Here is a 17,357-nt window from a genome sequence, read left to right on the forward strand (position 1 = left end):
GCACGATCCCCCACCGGTTGATGAAAGGTGTGAGCGTCCGCCCATGGGCGAGCCTCCCAGTACGCGACATCGCGCGATCCTCCCCGACCTGCCCGAGGATGGGACGGAGGTGACACGATGACGGAATTCCTCCTGCTGCTGGTGGCGATCCTGCTGTCGCTCGCGTGCGGCGCCTTCGTCGCGGCCGAGTTCTCGCTGACCACGGTCGAGCGCGGCGAGCTGGAGCGGGCCGTGGAGCGCGGCGAGACCGGCGCGGCCGGCGCCCTCAAGGCCGTCCGCAACCTCACCTTCCAGCTCTCCGGCGCCCAGCTCGGCATCACCGTCACCAACCTGGTGGTCGGCATGCTCGCCGAGCCGTCGATCGCCAAACTGATCTCCAGTCCGCTGGAGGCGATCGGCCTCTCGCGCGGCGCGGCGAGTTCGGTCGCGCTGGTGCTGGGCACGGCCCTGTCGACCGTGTTCCTGATGGTGGTGGGCGAGCTCGTCCCGAAGAACTGGGCCATCTCCGCCCCGCTGGCCGTGGCCAAGCGGGTGGGCAACGCGCAGCGCTGGTTCAGCGCCGCGTTCCGCCCCTTCATCACCCACCTGAACAACACCGCGAACCGTGTCGTGCGCCGGATCGGCCTGGAGCCCGCCGAGGAACTGGCCTCCGCCCGCAGCCCCCAGGAGCTGGCCGCGCTGGCCCGGCACTCCGCCAAGCAGGGCGCCCTGGAGGCCGACACCGCCGAGCTGTTCGTACGGACCCTGAACCTGGCCGACCTGACCGCGGAGAACGTGATGACCCCGCGCGTCCAGGTCATCGCCCTGGAGGCCGCGGCGACCTGCGAGGACGTGGCGAACGCCACCCGGGCGACCGGCCTGTCCCGCTTCCCCGTCTACCGGGGCAACCTGGACACGGTGGTGGGCACCGCCCACATCAAGGACGTCCTGGCGATGCCGGCGGAGCGCCGTACGCGCGTGCCCGTGGCCGAGATCATGCGTGAACCGCTGCTGGTGCCCGAGTCCCTGACCGTGGACCGCCTCCTGGACCGGCTGTCCGGCAAGCGGACGATGGCCGTGGTCATCGACGAGTACGGCGGCACCGCGGGCGTGGCGACGCTGGAGGACATCGTCGAGGAGGTCGTCGGCGAGGTCCGCGACGAACACGACCCGCACGAGACGCCCGACCTGGCCCCCGCGGGCACCGACGACGCCGGCCGCGTCCTGTACTCGGCCGACGGCGCCGCCCGCACCGACCAGCTCGCGCGCGTGGGCCTGCACGCACCGGAGGGCCCGTACGAGACGCTCGCCGGCCTGGTCGCCACCGAACTGGGCCGCATACCCGCCGTCGGCGACAGCCTCGACATCGCCGGCTGGCGCATGGACGTGGTGGACGCCTCCGGCCGCAGGGCCGCGCGGGTCCTGCTGCACGCGCCGCTCGTCCAGCCGTGGGAAGAGGAGGTCGGCACGTGACCGCCGTCCAGTTGCTGATCGGCCTGGCGACCCTGGTCGTCAACGCCTTCTTCGTCGGCGCGGAGTTCGCGCTGATCTCCGTCCGCCGCTCCCAGATCGAGCCGTACGCCGAGCGGGGCGACCGGCGCGCCAAGAGCGTGCTGTGGGGGCTGGAGCACGTGTCCGCGCTGATGGCGGCCGCGCAGCTCGGCATCACGCTGTGCACCCTGGTCCTCGGTGTGGTCGCCGAACCGGCGATCGCGCACCTGCTGGAGCCGGCGTTCCACGCGCTCGGCGTCCCCGAGGGCGCGGGGCACGCGGTGTCGTTCGTGATCGCGCTGACCCTGGCGACCTACCTGCACATGCTGCTGGGCGAGATGGTGCCGAAGAACATCGCGCTCGCCGAGCCCGTGCGCAGTGCCCTCCTGCTGGGGCCGCCGCTGGTCGCGCTCTCCCGGGCGCTGCGTCCGGTGATCTTCGCCATCAACGCCTTCGCGAACGGCCTGCTGAAGCTGCTGCGGATCGAGGCCAAGAACGAGGTCACGGCCACGTTCTCGGACGCGGAGCTCGCCCAGATCGTCAAGGACGCCGGTGAGGCCGGTCTCCTCGACGACCGCGCCCAGGAGCGGCTGCACGACGCCCTGGAACTGGGCCGCCGTCCGGTGCGGGACGTCGTCCTGCCGCTGGAACGGGTCGTCTACGCGCGCGTGGGCGTCACCCCCGAGGAGCTGGAGCGCCTCGCGGGCGAGTCCGGGTTCTCCCGCTTCCCCGTCGTCGACGAGGGGCGCCGGATCGTGGGCTACCTGCACGTCAAGGACGCGCTGGACACCTCGCCACGGAACCTGCCGTTCCGGCTGCGGGACCTGCGGCCCATCGCGCGCGTGCGGGAGAGCACGCCTCTGGACGACGTGCTGACGGCCATGCGGGGCAGCCGTACGCACCTGGCGGCCGTGCTCGGCGCCGACGGGCGGCTCGCGGGGCTGGTGACCATGGAGGACGTACTGCGGGAGCTGTTCGGCCAGCGGGTGTGAGCCGGGCGGGGGGGTGTGGCCGGGGCTGCGTTCGGGGCGTGGAGGCCGACCGACCGGCGGGTATGTGAACGGGTTACCATCACTGACGCCATGCAGACGAACACCACACCCCCGTACTCCAGCCTGGTCGCGGTCGGCGACTCCTTCACCGAGGGCATGTCGGACCTGCTGCCCGACGGCACCTACCGGGGCTGGGCGGATCTCCTGGCGGGCCGGATGGCCGCCCACGTCCCCGGCTTCCGGTACGCCAACCTCGCGGTGCGCGGCAAGCTGATCGGGCAGATCGTCGAGGAGCAGGTGGCCGTGGCGGCCGCGATGGGCGCCGATGTGATCACCCTGGTCGGCGGCCTCAACGACACACTGCGCCCCAAGTGCGACATGGGGCGCGTGCGGGCGCTGCTGACGGAGGCCGTGGAGCGGCTGGCGCCGTCCTGCCGGCAACTGGTGCTCATGCGCAGCCCCGGCCGGCAGGGCCCGGTGCTGGAGCGGTTCCGGCCGCGCATGGAGGAACTGTTCGCCTGCGTCGACGACCTCGCCGCCCGGCACGGCGCCGTGGTCGTCGACCTGTACGGCGCCCCCTCCCTGGGCGATCCGCGGCTGTGGGACGTGGACCGGCTGCACCTGACGCCCGAGGGCCACCGGCGGGTCGCCGAGGCGGTGTGGCAGACCCTCGGCTACGACCCGGAGGACACCGAGTGGCACACGCCGATGCCGGCGAATCTGCCGCCCGGCTGGCTCACCCGGCGCGTTGCGGACGCCCGGTTCGCCCGGCAGCACCTGCTGCCGTGGATCGGCCGCCGCCTCACGGGCCGCTCCTCCGGCGACGGCCTGCCGCCGAAACGGCCTGATCTGCTGCCGTACGAGGGCCCGCCGGCGTAAGCGCTCCGCGCGGTCACGCGGGGGCTCGGCGTCCGGAGCGGCTCCACCGGCTCCACGCGTCCGGCCTGTGGCCGACCCCTGGCCGGCACACGTCGGAGCCCTCGGAGGTGGTCCGTGCCGGCCGCCGTCCGAGGCGGTGGGGCGGCCTGCCGGCCCGGGCGCGGCCGAAACCCGGTCCGGAGCGCTGCCGTGCCGCGCCGGCCTGCCGGAGCCGGCTCGCCGAGTCCGCAGTGACGCAGGTCGTGCGGGTCCGCACGCGGTGACGCAGGTCTCGTAGGTTCCGCCGAACCGGCCCGCGGCGCTGGCCTGCACGAATCGCCAGTAGAATCCGTACACGTGACTTCCGCTCCCGCCAAGCCCCGCATCCCCAACGTCCTCGCCGGACGCTACGCCTCCGCCGAGCTCGCCACACTCTGGTCGCCCGAGCACAAGGTGAAGCTGGAGCGTCAGCTCTGGCTCGCCGTGCTGCGGGCGCAGAAGGACCTCGGGATCGAGGTGCCGGACGCGGCGATCGCCGACTACGAGCGTGTCCTCGACCAGGTCGACCTGGCCTCCATCGCCGAACGCGAGAAGGTCACGCGGCACGACGTGAAGGCACGGATCGAGGAGTTCAACGACCTCGCCGGTCACGAGCAGGTCCACAAGGGCATGACGTCCCGCGACCTGACGGAGAACGTCGAGCAGCTCCAGATCCGGCTGTCGCTGGAACTGGTGCGCGACCGGACCGTCGCCGTCCTCGCCCGTCTGGGCAAGCTGGCCGGCGAGTACGGCGAGCTGGTCATGGCCGGACGCTCGCACAACGTGGCCGCGCAGGCCACCACCCTCGGCAAGCGGTTCGCGACCGCGGCCGACGAGCTGCTCGTGGCGTACGGGCGGGTCGAGGAGCTGCTCGGCCGCTACCCGCTGCGCGGCATCAAGGGCCCGGTCGGCACGGCGCAGGACATGCTCGACCTGCTCGGCGGGGAGGCCGCGAAGCTGGCCGAGCTGGAGGACCGGATCGCGCGCCACCTGGGCTTCTCGCAGGCGTTCACCTCGGTCGGCCAGGTCTACCCCCGCTCGCTGGACTACGAGGTCGTGACCGCGCTGGTGCAGCTCGCGGCGGCGCCGTCGTCGCTGGCGAAGACGATCCGGCTGATGGCCGGGCACGAGCTGGTGACCGAGGGCTTCAAGCCCGGGCAGGTCGGCTCCTCGGCCATGCCGCACAAGATGAACACCCGTTCCTGCGAGCGCGTCAACGGCCTCATGGTCATCCTCCGCGGCTACGCGTCGATGGCGGGCGAGCTGGCGGGCGACCAGTGGAACGAGGGCGACGTGTCCTGCTCGGTGGTGCGCCGGGTCGCGCTGCCTGACGCCTTCTTCGCACTGGACGGCCTGCTGGAGACGTTCCTGACGGTGCTGGACGAGTTCGGCGCGTTCCCGGCGGTCGTCTCGCGCGAGCTGGACCGCTACCTGCCGTTCCTCGCCACCACCAAGGTGCTGATGGGCGCGGTGCGCGCGGGCGTGGGCCGTGAGGTCGCGCACGAGGCGATCAAGGAGAACGCCGTCGCGTCCGCGCTGGCGATGCGCGAGCAGGGAGCCGAGCGCAACGAGCTGCTGGACAAGCTCGCCGCCGACGCACGCATCCCGCTGGACCGCGCGCAGCTCGACGCGCTGATGGCCGACAAGCTGTCCTTCACGGGTGCCGCCGCCGACCAGGTGGCCACCGTCGTCGGCCGGATCGAGGAAATCGTGAAGCAGCGCCCGGATGCCGCGGGCTACACCCCCGGAGCGATCCTCTGACCCGCTTCACCCAGGCGGAGCTGGAGGCCGCCCGCGACCGTCTCGTCCCGGACGTGGTCGCGGGCGGTCTGCGCGTGCTGTTCTGCGGGATCAACCCGGGGCTGATGACGGCCGCTACGGGCCACCACTTCGCCCGCCCCGGCAACCGCTTCTGGCCGGTGCTGCACCTGTCCGGTTTCACGCCGCGTCTGCTGAGGCCCGCGGAGCAGCGGGAGCTGCTGTCGTACGGGCTCGGCATCACGAACGTGGTCGCGCGGGCGACCGCACGGGCCGACGAGCTGACGGCGCGGGAGTATCGCGAGGGCGGGCGGCTGCTGGAGGAGAAGGTGGTCCGGCTGAAGCCGCGCTGGCTGGCGGTGGTCGGTGTCACCGCCTACCGGGCCGCCTTCGACGACCGCAAGGCCGCGGTGGGCCCACAGGAGCGGGTCGTCGGGAACACCCGCGTGTGGGTGCTGCCGAACCCCAGTGGGCTCAACGCCCACTGGACGGCCGCGACGATGGCGGAGGAGTTCGCGCGGCTGCGGGTGGCGGCGGAGGACTGACGCCGGCCGGGCGCCTCCCGGCGTCCGGGTGATCCGGTGAACCCGCCGCCCTGACCGTCGCCGCGCGTCAGGTGGCCGGTGGGCTCAGGCGTCCCTGCGCCGCACCCGCCACGCCCCCGCCGCGAGGGCCGCCGCCGTCCACAGGGCGGTCACCGCGAGGCCCGTCCACGGTCCCAGGGTGCCGTCCCGCTCTGTGTGGAGCACCACCTGACCAGCCCGGTCGGGGAGGAAGTCCGCGACGCTGCCGGACAGGTCGCCGATCACGAAGGACGCGAGCAGCAGGAACGGGACGAGGATGCCGAGCGCGGCCACTCCGCTGCGCAGGACGGCCGTCAGCCCCGCGGCGAACAGGGCCATCAGCATCAGGTGGATCCCGCAGCCCACGGCGGCGCGCGCCCCCTCGGCCGCACCGATTCCCTCGGCTTCCTCCCCCAGCGTCACGCTGCCCACGGCCAGGGTGGCGAAGCCCGTGATCAGACCGACGGCCAGGACGGGCAGCGCGATCGCGGTCGCCTTGGCGGCGAACCAGAGGCCCCGACGAGGCACCGCGGCCAGCGAGACGCGCAGCGCGCCGCCCTGGAACTCGGCCGCCACGGCCGTCGTCCCGAACGCGATCGCCGCGACCTGGCCGAACGTGACGCCGAAGAAGGCGGAGAACAGGGGGTCGACGTCGTCGCCGTCCGTGTCGGCGCCGGCGAGGGCGGAGAAGGCGACGGTGGCGAGCAGGACCGCGCACAGGCCGCCGACCTGGGAGCGCAGGGTACGGATCTTGATCCACTCGGCGTGGAGGGCGGGCTGGAACGCCATGGTCAGGCCTCCTGCGGCTGGGCGGCAAACTCGGTGGCGGCCGCGGTCAGATCGAGGTAGGCCTGCTCCAGCGTGCCCTCCTCTGCGGCCAGTTCGAGCAGGGGGACGCCGGCGTCGGACGCGAGGCGGCCGATGTCGTCCACGCGCGCGTGCTCCACGGTCCAGTGCCCGTCGTCGTGGGCGACGGCGTCGTGGCCGTGGCGGGCGAGGGCCTCGCCGAGCGCGGTGGGGTCGGTGGTGCGGATCCGTACGCGGGGCCGTACGCGCGCGTCGATGAAGTCCCGCATCGGGGTGTCGGCCAGCAGGCGGCCCCGGCCGAGGACGACCAGGTGGTCGGCGAAGGAGGCGGTCTCGTTCATGAGGTGGCTGGAGACCAGGACCGTGCGCCCCTCCCCCGCGAGCCGGCGCAGCAACCCGCGGATCCAGACGATGCCTTCGGGGTCCAGGCCGTTGGACGGCTCGTCGAGCAGCACCACCTCGGGCTCGCCGAGCAGCGCGGCCGCGATGCCGAGCCGCTGGCGCATCCCGAGGGAGTAGGTCCTCACGCTGCGGCGCGCGGCCGGGGCCAGCCCCGTCTCCTCCAGCACCTCGTCGACCCGGCGGACGGGGATGCGGTTGCTCGCGGCGAGGGCGCGCAGGTGGTCGCGGCCGGTGCGGGAGCCGTGCGGGGCCTGCGCGTCGAGCAGGGCGCCGACGTGGCGCAGGGATTCGCGCAGGGTGGCGTAGGGGCGGCCGCCGAGGGTGGCGGTGCCGGAGGTCGGCCGGTCGAGGCCGAGCACGAGCCGCATGGTGGTGGACTTCCCGGCGCCGTTGGGGCCGAGGAAGCCGGTGACGCGGCCGGGGACCACGGTGAAGGTGAGGTCGTCCACGGCTCGCCGGGTGCCGTACTCCTTGGTGAGGGCGAGGACTTCGATGCTGGTCATGGCAGCAGCCTCGCCGTCGGGGCGGGGGTTCTTCCTCCCCCTGGGGTGGAGATCGTCTCCCCCGGGCGGGGGAGGTCGGGCGTCGGTGGCGGCTGGCACGATGACGCCATGGTCCGCTTGCTGCGCCCCTTCGGCAGGGCGGTGACGTACACACGACTGCTGCATCTGTTCATCGCCGTCGTGTGGCCGTCCATGTTGCTGTTCGTCAGGGAGGCGTGGTGGATCTGGGCGGTGGCGGCCGCGGCGCTGGTCCCCGTCGGACTGGTGCCCGCGATGCGCACCGTGGAGGGGTTGCAGGCCAGGCTCCTGCTGACCGGGCAGCGGCACGACAGCGGGAGCACCGGCATCGTCGTCGCGCCGTCCGTCACCTGGGCGGACCGTGGGCGGCTCGTGGTGTGGCTTCAGGCGCGGCTCGTGCTCGGGTGCGCGACCTCGGTCGTCGTCGCCCGGCTCCTCTACGCCTCCGTGGACTCGGTGTCGTCGGCGTTCGGGCGTGACGTGGACGAGAGCGCGCTGTTCGCCCTCGACGGCCACCACTGGTGGCATGTCGTGCTCGTGCCCCCGGCGCTGATCGCGTCGGCCGTGACCGTGGTCGTCTCGGGCAACCTCATCACCGCGCTCGCCCTCCGTCTGCTCGGCCCCTCCCCCACCGAACGCCTCGCCGCCCTGGAGGAGCGCACCGAGCAGCTCCTGGAACGCGCACGTATCGCCCGCGAACTCCACGACTCCATCGGCCATGCCCTGACCGTCGCCGTGGTCCAGGCGGGCGCGGCCCGCGCGGCCGGTGATCCCGACTTCACCGCCCGAGCCCTCGACGCCATCGAGGAGACCGGCCGGACCGCCCTGGAGGATCTGGAGCGCGTGCTGGGCGTCCTGCGCGAGTCCGGGCGTCCGGTCGGCGGCCGGCCGACGCTCACGGACGCCGACCGCCTGCTGGAGTCCGCGCGCGCCTCCGGCGCGAAGGTCGACGCCGACATGACCGGGCCCGTGGACACCGTGCCCGGGCCGGTCTCCCGGGAGGGCTACCGCATCCTCCAGGAGTGCCTGACGAACGTGCTGCGGCACGCCGGGCCCGTCCCGGCCCGGGTCCGCATCGCCGTCACGGACGGCACGCTCGCCCTCGAGGTCCGCAATCCGCTCACCGCCGACGTGCCCGGGCCCGGCAGGGGCAGCGGCCTGCGCGGGATACGCGAGCGCGCGGCCCTCCTGGGAGGCAGCGCGCGGACCGGTCCGGACCACGGCGACTGGCAGGTGCGCGTAGAGCTGCCGCTGCGCTGATCTACGCTGGCCGGATGCCGGTGACCGTACTCCTCGTCGACGACGAACCCCTGGTCCGCGCGGGCCTGCGCGCCGTGCTGGAGGCGCAGCCCGACATCGAGGTCGTCGGGGAGGCGGCCGACGGCGCGGCGGTGATCCCGCTGGTGCGGCGGCTGCGGCCCGACGTGGTCGCCATGGACGTCCGCATGCCGCTGATGGACGGCATCGAGGCCACGCGCGCGGTGCTGCGGACGGTGCCGGAGCCGCCGAAGATCCTCGTGGTGACGACCTTCGAGAACGACGAGTACGTGTACGAGGCACTGCGTGCGGGGGCGGACGGGTTCCTGTTGAAGCGGGCCAGGCCGGCCGAGATCGTGCACGCGGTGCGGCTGGTCGCCGAGGGCGAGTCGCTGCTCTTCCCGGCGTCGGTGCGCCGGCTCGCCGCCGAGTACGGCGACGGGCGGGGCAACCGGGCGGCCCGGGACGTGCTGGAGCGGGCCCGGCTGACCGAACGGGAGGCCGAGGTGCTGCGGCTGATGAGCCGTGGGCTGTCCAACGCGGAGATCGCCGCGCAGCTGGTCGTCGGCGCGGAGACGGTCAAGTCGCATGTGAGCGCGGTGCTGGCGAAGCTCGGGGCGCGGGACCGTACCCAGGCGGTGATCACGGCGTACGAGTCGGGGTTCGTGGCGGCGGGTTGAGCCGGGGTGCGCCGCGTCACGGTGCGGATGCGGCACTCGCCGGGGCCCGTCGCGCCGAGTACGATCCGGCCCAACACGCGCACGAGCTGGGAGGACGGACGTTGGGGCGGCTGACCGGCGGGGATCCCTCGCTGCTGCGAAGGATCAACTCCGCGGTGGTGCTGCACGCGCTGCGTGCCGCCGACTGCGCGACGCTGACGGAGATCACGCGGGTGACCGGTCTGTCCCGGCCGACCGTCGAGGGGGTCGTCGAGGACCTGATCGGCGCCGGTCTCGTCGTCGAGCAGGCCGCCGAGGAGGGCGCCGCACGGCGGCAGGGGCGGCCGGCGCGGCGGTTCCGGTTCCGTGCGGAGGCCGGTCATCTGCTGGGCCTGGAGATCGGAGCGCACCGGGTGGCCGCGCTCCTCGCCGATCTGGACGGGCGGGTCCTGGGCGCGCAGGCGAAGGACGTCGACGAGACGGCCCCCGCGGACGAGCGGCTGGAGCGGCTGCGCACCGCGGTCGCCGAACTGCTGCGTCGGGCGGGCGTTCCGCGCAGCTCCCTGCGGGCCGTGGGCGTCGGCACACCCGGGATCGTGGAGGCCGACGGGACGGTGCGGCTGGGCACCGCGCTGCCCGAGTGGACGGGCCTGCGGCTCGGAGAGCGGCTGAGCCGCTCCTTCAAGTGCCCGGTGCTGGTCGAGAACGACGCCAACGCGGCGGCGGTGGCCGAGCACTGGAAGGGGTCGGCGACCGACTCCGACGACGTGGTGTTCGTGCTGGCGGGGTTGAGTCCGGGTGCCGGGTCACTGATCGGGGGGCGGCTGCACCGGGGGTTCGGCGGGGCGGCGGGTGAGATCGGCGCGCTGCACCTGCTGGGCCGGGAGGTGACCCCGGAGACGCTGCTGTCCACGACGGACGAGCCGCTGCACCCGCTGGACGAGCAGGCGGTCGCCGAGGTGTTCGCGCAGGCCCGGAAGGGCGACCAGCGGGCCCGGGCGGCCGTGGACCGCTTCATCCAGCGGCTCGTCCACGACGTGGCCGCGCTGGTCCTGGCCCTCGACCCCGAGCTGGTCGTCGTCGGCGGCTGGGCGGCCGGGCTGGACGGCGTACTGGAGCCGCTGCGGCGGGAGTTGGCGCGGTACTGTCTGCGGCCGCCGAAGGTGGCGCTGTCACTGCTCGGTGAGGCGGCCGTGGCGACGGGGGCGCTGCGGCTGGCGCTCGACCACGTCGAGGAGCAGCTCTTCGCGGTGGAGGGGACGGTGACGGGCCGCTCGGCGGTGGGCCGTCCGTGAAACGCCGCGCGCCCCGGAGGAGTTCCGGGGCGCCGGAGGGGTGCGCTCGGCGGCCGGGTGCGGACCGTTCACGGAGTCCGCCGTACGGGCCGCGCGAGCGCGCCGGCCGTCAGGACGCCTGCCGCTCCGGGCCGTGGTGGATCTCCACGCCGCCGGACGCGCCGAACGTCAGCCGGCAGGTGTCCGCGCGGTAGGTGGCGACGGAGAGCGCCGCGGTGCGGCCCTCGGCGAAGAAGCGGGTGGTGACGACGAGGACCGGGGCGCCGGGCAGCCGGTCCAGTTCCTTGGCGTCGTCCGCGCGGGCGGAGCCCAGCTCCACGGCACGGTCCTGCCCCTCCAGCGCCGGGCGCTGCAGCTCGCGCAGCACGGCACGCGCGCGTGCCGCACCGGACGGGGCGTCGATCGCCGTCAGGTCGGGCACCGACGAACGTGGCACGTAGAGGAGTTCGGCGGCGACGGGCTGGCCGTGGGAGACGCGCGAGCGGCGCACGATGTGCACGGGCTCGTCGCGGTCGGTGCCCAGGGCGTCGGCGACGGCGGCCGGCGGGGCCGCGAGCGTGCAGTCGACGGGGTGCCAGGTGTCACCGGTCGCGCCGGGCCAGTCCTGCCGCTCCGTTCCGACGTCCACGCCCACGCGGGGCGGCGCGACGGTCGTGCCGACACCGCGGCGGCGCTGCAGCCGGCCTTCCAGCTCGAGCTGCTCCAGGGCCTGCCGGAGCGTCGCGCGGGCGACACCGAACCGGGCGGCCAGTTCACGCTCGTTGGGCAGGATCTCGCCCACGGTGAACTCGGAGTCCAGTGCCTCGCTGAGCACGGTCTTGAGATGCCAGTACTTCGGTTCCGGCACCGATTCCAGTTGCGTGGTCCCCACCCTGTCCTCCGCAATCGCCTGGTCCGGCGGCGTTTTCGCGCCCTTGTTTATTAAAGGTTGTTGTACTTCTCTGCGACCATAGGGCGGCCCCCACCCTTGGTCAAGACCAATCCTCGATCCCCCGGGGAGCCCGCGGGGCAGGGCGGCGCAGCGTTCACGCGGAGTTCGCACGAGGCCGTTTCCCGCGGCATGACGACGAGGCCCCCGTCGTGGGACGGGGGCCTCGATCCGGTGCCGTGTTCAGGCGGCCAGGGCGCGCAGCTTGTCGGGGTTGCGGATGATGTAGACGGCCTGGACGCGGCCCTCGGCCACGTCGAGCTGGAACACCGAGTCCGCCTTGTCCCCGGACAGGACCAGGACGGCGAAGCCCCCGTTGACCTCGACGAAGCGGTAGGACAGGTCGGGGACCCCCCGGCGGGCCACGCCGATGAGGAAGCGGCCGATGTGGTCGGCGCTCTCCAGGGTCCGCAGCGGCGCCTTGGCCTTGCCGCCGCTGTCGCCGACGAGACGGGCGTCCGGTGCGAGCAGCTCCATCAGCGCCTCCAGGTCGCCGTCCGCGGCGGCGGCGAGGAACCGTTCGGTGAGCTCCCGGCGCTGGGCGGGGTCGACCTCGTAGCGCGGCCGTCGCTCCTCGACGTGCCGGCGGGCCCGGCCGGCCAGCTGGCGCACCGCCGCCTCGGTGCGGTCGAGGACGACGCCGATCTCGGCGTACGGGTAGCCGAAGGCCTCGCGCAGCACGAACACCGCGCGTTCCAGCGGGGAGAGCGACTCCAGGACGACCAGCACGGCGAGGGAGACGGAGTCGGCGAGGACGGCCCGTTCGGCGGTGTCCTGGACGGTGTCGCCGAAGTCGGTGACGTACGGCTCGGGCAGCCAGGGGCCGACGTACGCCTCGTTGCGGCTCTTGATGCGCGCGAGGCGGTCGAGGGCGAGGCGGGTGGTGACGCGGACCAGGTAGGCGCGCGGTGCGCGCACCTCGGCACGGTCGGCGGCCGACCAGCGCAGCCAGGCGTCCTGGACCACGTCCTCCGCGTCGGCGACGCGTCCGAGCATGCGGTACGCGACGCCCAGCAGGAGTGGGCGGTGCTGTTCGAAGACGTCGGTCGCGGTGTCTGTGGTCACGGGGCCATCCCAGCCGACGCGGCCCGCGGGTGTCCAGACGACGCGCGAACGGGGCTACCCGTGGGTAGCAATTGCTGACAAGCTGTCTACGCGGTGCCGCCGCCCGCCTGCCTTCCGGCGGCCCGTCGACCCGTCGGTCCGTCAGTCCATTAGTCCCGCTTTACGCCAGTCCGTTCAGACGAGGAGCACGCCCATGTCCGCAACCGTGTCCTTCACGGTCCCCTCTCCCCGTGGCCCGCTGCCCGTCACCGTCTCGTACGCGCGCGTGGGGCGCGGCGAGCCGTTGCTCCTGCTGCACGGCATCGGGCACCACCGGCAGGCCTGGGACCCCGTGGTGGACATCCTCGCCACCGAACGGGACGTGATCGCGGTGGACCTCCCCGGCTTCGGCGCGTCCCCTTCCCTGCCCGACGGGCTCGCCTACGACCTGCCCACGACCACCGCGGTGTTCGGCGCCTTCTGCGAGGCGCTGGAGCTCGAACGCCCCCACGTGGCGGGCAACTCGCTGGGCGGCCTGCTGGCCCTGGAACTGGCCCGCGAGAAGCGCGTACGGTCCGTCACCGCCCTGTCCCCCGCCGGGTTCTGGTCGGAGGCCGAGCGCCGGTACGCCTTCGGCGTGCTGCTGACCATGCGGCAGATCTCACAGCGACTGCCGCTGCCCCTGGTCGAGCGCCTGTCACGCTCGGCGGCCGGACGGACGGCCCTCACCAGCACCATCTACGCCCGCCCGGCCCGCCGTTCACCCGAGGCGGTGGTCGCCGAGACGCTCGCGCTGGCGCGGGCCACCGGATTCGACCAGACCCTGCGGGCCGGCACGACCGTCAGGTTCACCGACGACATCCCCGGCATCCCCGTCACGGTGGCCTGGGGCACCCGCGACTGGCTGCTCGTGCGCCGCCAGGGCGTGCGCGCCAAGCAGATCCTTCCCAAGGCCCGCCTGGTCCGCCTGCCCGGCTGCGGCCACTGCCCGATGAACGACGACCCGGCGCTCGTCGCCCGCGTGCTGCTGGACGGGAGCCGCTGAGGCATCCGGCCCGCCGGGCTCGGGGACCCTCGCGGCGACACCCCATAGGCCCGCGGGCGGACCGGGGCATCCCGCCGCAGCTCCATGTCCCCGCACTGGGTGCGCACGCGCGCTCGACGGGGATCGGACGGCGCCCACCGGAACGCCCGGGCGCCGGTGCGCCCGAGCGGGAAATCGGCGCGGGAACGGACGGCGCCGCCAGGGCGCCTCGGCACGCGGACGCCCGGGCCGCCGTACGCCGCGGCGCCCCTCGTCGTCCCGCGGGACAGGCTCCGTCCGCCGCCCCGCGCGCCTGTCCCCCTCGCCGCGAGCCCAGTTGTTCACTTGTGGTTTCCGTGGTCGCTGCGGCGCACCAGTAGGTGTGACGGTGCACACCGGCCGGTTCCCGTCCCTGGAGGCCCTCATGTCCCACCGTCCGTTCCCCGGGCGCCGCAGCGTTCTGCGCGGCTCGCTGGCCGCGTCCGCGGCGCTCACCCTGCCCGTCGCCGCGGGAGCGGCGCCGGCTCTCGCCCTGTCCGGGCGGCCCCGTGCGGGGTGGGGCGTGCAGACCGGGGACGTGACCTCCGACTCCGGGCTCGTGTGGGTGCGGTCCGACCGCCCCGCACGGATGATCGTCGAGGCGGCGGCCACGGAGTCGTTCCGGGGCGCGCGCCGCTTCCACGGCCCGCTGCTCGGCGCGGGCACCGACTTCACCGGCACGGCCCGGCTGCACGGGCTGCCGCCCGGCGAGCAGATCCACTACCGCGTGCTGCTCGCCGACCCGGACGACCCACGCCGTACCGGGGAGCCGGTGACCGGCACGTTCCGGACGGCGTCCGCCCGGCGGCGTGACGGAGTGCGGTTCGTCTGGTCCGGCGACCTGGCCGGGCAGGGCTGGGGCATCAACCCCGAGATCGGCGGTTACCGGATCTACGACGCGATGGCCGCCCTCGACCCGGACTTCTTCCTGTGCAGCGGCGACAACATCTACGCCGACGGCCCGCTCACCGGCACCGTGGCCCTGCCGGGCGGGCGGACCTGGCGCAACGTCACCACCGAGGAGAAGGCGAAGGTCGCCGAGACGCTGACGGAGTTCCGCGGCAACTTCCGCTACAACCTCCTCGACGAGAACCTGCGCGCCTTCAACGCACGGGTGCCGTCGATCATCCAGTGGGACGACCACGAGGTGACCAACAACTGGTTCCCGGGCGAGCTCTTGTCCGACTCCCGCTACACGGAGAAGGACATCGACGTGCTCGCCGCGCGGGCCCGGCAGGCGTTCTCGGAGTACTTCCCCATCTCGACGCTGCGCCGCCCCGACGGCAGGGTGTACCGGGTGGTGCGGCACGGCCCGCTGCTGGACGTCTTCGTCCTGGACATGCGCACCCACCGCAACGCCAACTCGCCGGACGACCAGACCACCGACCCGCAGGGCATCCTCGGCCGCGAGCAGCTGGAGTGGCTCAAGCGCGAACTGGCCCGCTCACGGGCGGTGTGGAAGGTGATCGCCGCCGACATGCCGCTCGGCCTGGTCGTGCCCGACGGCACGGACGGCGCGCCGAACTACGAGGCGGTCGCGCAGGGCGACCCCGGCGCGCCGCTCGGTCGTGAGCTGCAGATCGCCGAGCTGCTGCGGTTCGTCAAGCACCGCCGGATCACCGGCACCGTGTGGCTGACGGCGGACGTCCACCACACCTCGGCCCAGCACTACGATCCGTCGCGCGCCGCGTTCAAGGACTTCGCGCCGTTCTGGGAGTTCGTCTCCGGACCGCTCAACGCCGGCGCCTTCCCGGCCAGCGCGCTGGACGGCACCTTCGGCCCGGACCGCGTCTTCGTGAAGGCGCCCACCACGGCCAACGTCTCCCCCGCCGACGGCTACCAGTTCTTCGGCGAGGTCGACATCGACGGCGACAGCGGGGAACTGACGGTCCGGCTGCGCGAGCAGGACGGCACCGTGCTGTTCACCAAGGTGCTCCGGCCCGGCCTGGTCGGGCAGTGAGTCCGGCACCCGGCAACTCCCGTATTGTGTAAGGGCGCTCCGCGCATCGGTGTCATCCCCCGGTGCGCGGCGCGGCCCGGAGGAGCGGCCCGCGGCGCCTCGACCGTAAGAGAGTTAACAAACAGGACATATGACTCCTTTACCCATCAGTCACAAAGCGTTCGTGATCGCGCAACACCGTTCCTTCACAGTGGCTGCATGAGTCGAGACATGTCTGATGTGACGCGCCGCAAACACGGGCGCCCGGTGCACCACTGGCGGCGGGACGTGGTGGAACTCGCCGCCCTCTTCACGGCGGTCGCGGTGGCCGACGTGGTCGCGAACCTCGTGGGGCACGGCCCCGACGGCCCCCGACTGCTGGTCGTCTCCGCGGCCGCCCTCGTCGCCACCGCGGGGTTCCACGTCTGGTGGTCACGGCGCCACGGCCACGCACCGCCCACGAGTGATACCGATGCCCGGCCGCCCTCTCCCGAGGGGCAGGCCGGGCCCTCCGAACTCCCTGGTGGCGTCACCGCCGAGAGCACCCTGTGGCGGATGCGGACGACCGTGAAGGACGAACCGGGATCGCTGGCGGCGCTGTGCACCACGCTGGCCGGGCACCGCGTCGACATCCTCAGCCTGCAGACGCACCCGCTGGGCGAGGACACCGTCGACGAGTTCCTGCTGCGCGCCCCGGGCACGCTCGCCGCCGCCGACATCACCCGCGCGGTGGCGCGGGCGGGCGGCGCGAGCACCTGGATCGAGCGGGCCGACGCCCACGATCTGGTGGACGCCCCGACCCGGGTTCTGGGCCTGGCCACCCGTACGGCGCTGGACGCGGCCGAACTGCCGCTCGCCCTGCGGCAGTTGCTGGGGCGCTGCACGATCCGCTCACTGCCCGCCACGGCACGGAGCGGCGGACGCGGACCGGACGCCGTACCCGTGGAAGGGGTGCTGGAGGACACCGTGATGCGCCTGCGGGCGCCGGAAGGCGGAGTGATCACCGTGGAGCGGCCGTACCTGCCGTTCACCCCGACCGAGTTCGCGCGGGCGCGGGCGCTGGTGGAGCTGGACGCGCGACTGGGCCAGCGGGTCCCGCGCGGGCACGACGTGCTGACGCTGCCCGAGGGCAGCGCCATCACCGTGCGCCGGGCGGACCCCGGTGACCTGGAGGCGGCGAAGGCGATGCACGAGCGGTGCTCGGCGCGCACCCTGGGCATGCGCTACCACGGGCCGGTCGGCGACGCGGACCGCTACCTCAACCACCTGCTCAACCCGCGCTTCGGCCGCACCCTCGCCGTGCAGACGGCGTCCGGGCGGGTGGTCGGCCTCGGCCATCTGCTGTGGGACGGGGACGAGACGGAGGTGGCGCTGCTCGTCGAGGACCAGTGGCAGCGGCGCGGCATCGGCGGCGAACTGCTCGGCCGGCTGGTCGCGATGGCCGTCGAAGCCGGCTGCGCGAGCGTCTACGCGGTGACGCAGTCCTCCAACACCGGCATGGTCGCCGCCATGCGCGGCCTCGGCCTGCCCCTCGACTACCAGATCGAGGAGGGCACCCTCGTCATCACCGCCCGCCTGGACACGGCGGGCGGGAACGGCGCGGAGCTGTCGTTCGAGGCCTCCGGCGAGCCGATCGTCCGCGACTGACCCTCAAACGGGTCCGCAACGTCGCGCCCGGCCCGCGACGCCTGGCACGCGCTCTCGCCGCACCGGGCGAACACCCGAGTACAACCGGTTCGCGGGCGTCCGCCCGGCACACCGG

General features: G+C 73.8%; 15 protein-coding genes. 11 read left to right on the forward strand and 4 right to left on the reverse strand.

The window, feature by feature from the left end; all coding sequences use genetic code 11:
* Positions 1 to 117: 117 nt before the first annotated feature.
* The 5 genes from ACIHAR_RS30220 (at position 118) to mug (ending at position 5,662) form a co-directional block, all read left to right on the forward strand.
* Positions 118 to 1,452 (forward strand): hemolysin family protein, encoded by a 1,335-nt coding sequence (locus tag ACIHAR_RS30220; protein ID WP_400022677.1) that lies wholly within the window; start codon positions 118 to 120, stop codon positions 1,450 to 1,452.
* Positions 1,449 to 2,462 (forward strand): hemolysin family protein, encoded by a 1,014-nt coding sequence (locus tag ACIHAR_RS30225; protein ID WP_365471049.1) that lies wholly within the window; start codon positions 1,449 to 1,451, stop codon positions 2,460 to 2,462. The genes ACIHAR_RS30220 and ACIHAR_RS30225 overlap by 4 nt, the downstream gene beginning before the upstream one ends.
* A 90-nt stretch (positions 2,463 to 2,552) precedes the next feature.
* Positions 2,553 to 3,341 (forward strand): SGNH/GDSL hydrolase family protein, encoded by a 789-nt coding sequence (locus ACIHAR_RS30230; protein ID WP_365471052.1) that lies wholly within the window; start codon positions 2,553 to 2,555, stop codon positions 3,339 to 3,341.
* 336 nt (positions 3,342 to 3,677) lie between these two features.
* Complete coding sequence (gene purB / locus ACIHAR_RS30235; protein ID WP_400022678.1) at positions 3,678 to 5,120, forward strand: adenylosuccinate lyase; 1,443 nt, start codon at positions 3,678 to 3,680, stop codon at positions 5,118 to 5,120.
* Positions 5,117 to 5,662 carry a G/U mismatch-specific DNA glycosylase gene (mug, locus tag ACIHAR_RS30240; protein WP_400022700.1) on the forward strand — a complete coding sequence of 182 codons (546 nt, stop codon included), beginning with the start codon at positions 5,117 to 5,119 and terminating at the stop codon, positions 5,660 to 5,662. Before purB ends, mug begins: the two co-directional genes overlap by 4 nt.
* An 84-nt stretch (positions 5,663 to 5,746) precedes the next feature.
* Here mug and ACIHAR_RS30245 read toward each other — a convergent pair whose 3' ends face one another.
* Together ACIHAR_RS30245 and ACIHAR_RS30250 are read right to left on the reverse strand one after the other, a co-directional pair.
* Positions 5,747 to 6,469: an ABC transporter permease gene (locus tag ACIHAR_RS30245; RefSeq protein ID WP_365471058.1), complete on the reverse strand. Its 723-nt coding sequence runs from the start codon at positions 6,467 to 6,469 to the stop codon at positions 5,747 to 5,749.
* A gap of 2 nt (positions 6,470 to 6,471) precedes the next feature.
* Complete coding sequence (locus tag ACIHAR_RS30250) at positions 6,472 to 7,392, reverse strand: ATP-binding cassette domain-containing protein (protein ID WP_400022679.1); 921 nt, start codon at positions 7,390 to 7,392, stop codon at positions 6,472 to 6,474.
* Between the two features lie 108 nt (positions 7,393 to 7,500).
* Between ACIHAR_RS30250 and ACIHAR_RS30255 the strand changes: the two genes are divergently transcribed.
* The 3 genes from ACIHAR_RS30255 to ACIHAR_RS30265 all read left to right on the forward strand — a co-directional run bounded on the left by ACIHAR_RS30255 (position 7,501) and on the right by ACIHAR_RS30265 (position 10,621).
* Entirely contained in the window at positions 7,501 to 8,670 is a 1,170-nt protein-coding gene (locus tag ACIHAR_RS30255; protein ID WP_365471064.1) for a histidine kinase, read from the forward strand.
* A 14-nt stretch (positions 8,671 to 8,684) separates the two neighbouring features.
* Entirely contained in the window at positions 8,685 to 9,347 is a 663-nt protein-coding gene (locus ACIHAR_RS30260) for a response regulator (RefSeq protein ID WP_384656460.1), read from the forward strand.
* 101 nt (positions 9,348 to 9,448) lie between these two features.
* A complete protein-coding gene (locus tag ACIHAR_RS30265) occupies positions 9,449 to 10,621 on the forward strand; it encodes an ROK family transcriptional regulator (RefSeq protein ID WP_384656458.1) in 1,173 nt (390 codons plus the stop codon).
* Positions 10,622 to 10,730: 109 nt separating this feature from the next.
* On the opposite strand, the gene ACIHAR_RS30270 is transcribed toward ACIHAR_RS30265, so the two are convergent.
* Together ACIHAR_RS30270 and ACIHAR_RS30275 are read right to left on the reverse strand one after the other, a co-directional pair.
* A complete protein-coding gene (locus ACIHAR_RS30270; RefSeq protein ID WP_388756206.1) occupies positions 10,731 to 11,492 on the reverse strand; it encodes a GntR family transcriptional regulator in 762 nt (253 codons plus the stop codon).
* A gap of 240 nt (positions 11,493 to 11,732) precedes the next feature.
* Complete coding sequence (locus ACIHAR_RS30275; protein ID WP_400022680.1) at positions 11,733 to 12,614, reverse strand: RNA polymerase sigma-70 factor; 882 nt, start codon at positions 12,612 to 12,614, stop codon at positions 11,733 to 11,735.
* Positions 12,615 to 12,807: 193 nt separating this feature from the next.
* Here ACIHAR_RS30275 and ACIHAR_RS30280 point away from each other — a divergent pair, with 193 nt between their 5' ends.
* The 3 genes from ACIHAR_RS30280 (at position 12,808) to ACIHAR_RS30290 (ending at position 17,242) form a co-directional block, all read left to right on the forward strand.
* Positions 12,808 to 13,638: an alpha/beta fold hydrolase gene (locus ACIHAR_RS30280; RefSeq protein WP_365471079.1), complete on the forward strand. Its 831-nt coding sequence runs from the start codon at positions 12,808 to 12,810 to the stop codon at positions 13,636 to 13,638.
* 403 nt (positions 13,639 to 14,041) lie between these two features.
* Positions 14,042 to 15,616: an alkaline phosphatase D family protein gene (locus ACIHAR_RS30285; RefSeq protein WP_365471082.1), complete on the forward strand. Its 1,575-nt coding sequence runs from the start codon at positions 14,042 to 14,044 to the stop codon at positions 15,614 to 15,616.
* Positions 15,617 to 15,826: 210 nt separating this feature from the next.
* Positions 15,827 to 17,242, forward strand: a complete 1,416-nt coding sequence (locus ACIHAR_RS30290) for a GNAT family N-acetyltransferase (RefSeq protein WP_400022681.1) — start codon at positions 15,827 to 15,829, stop codon at positions 17,240 to 17,242.
* Positions 17,243 to 17,357 lie beyond the last annotated feature (115 nt).

This window comes from Streptomyces sp. NPDC052016, from assembly GCF_044548445.1.
Taxonomy (GTDB): Bacteria; Actinomycetota; Actinomycetes; order Streptomycetales; family Streptomycetaceae; genus Streptomyces.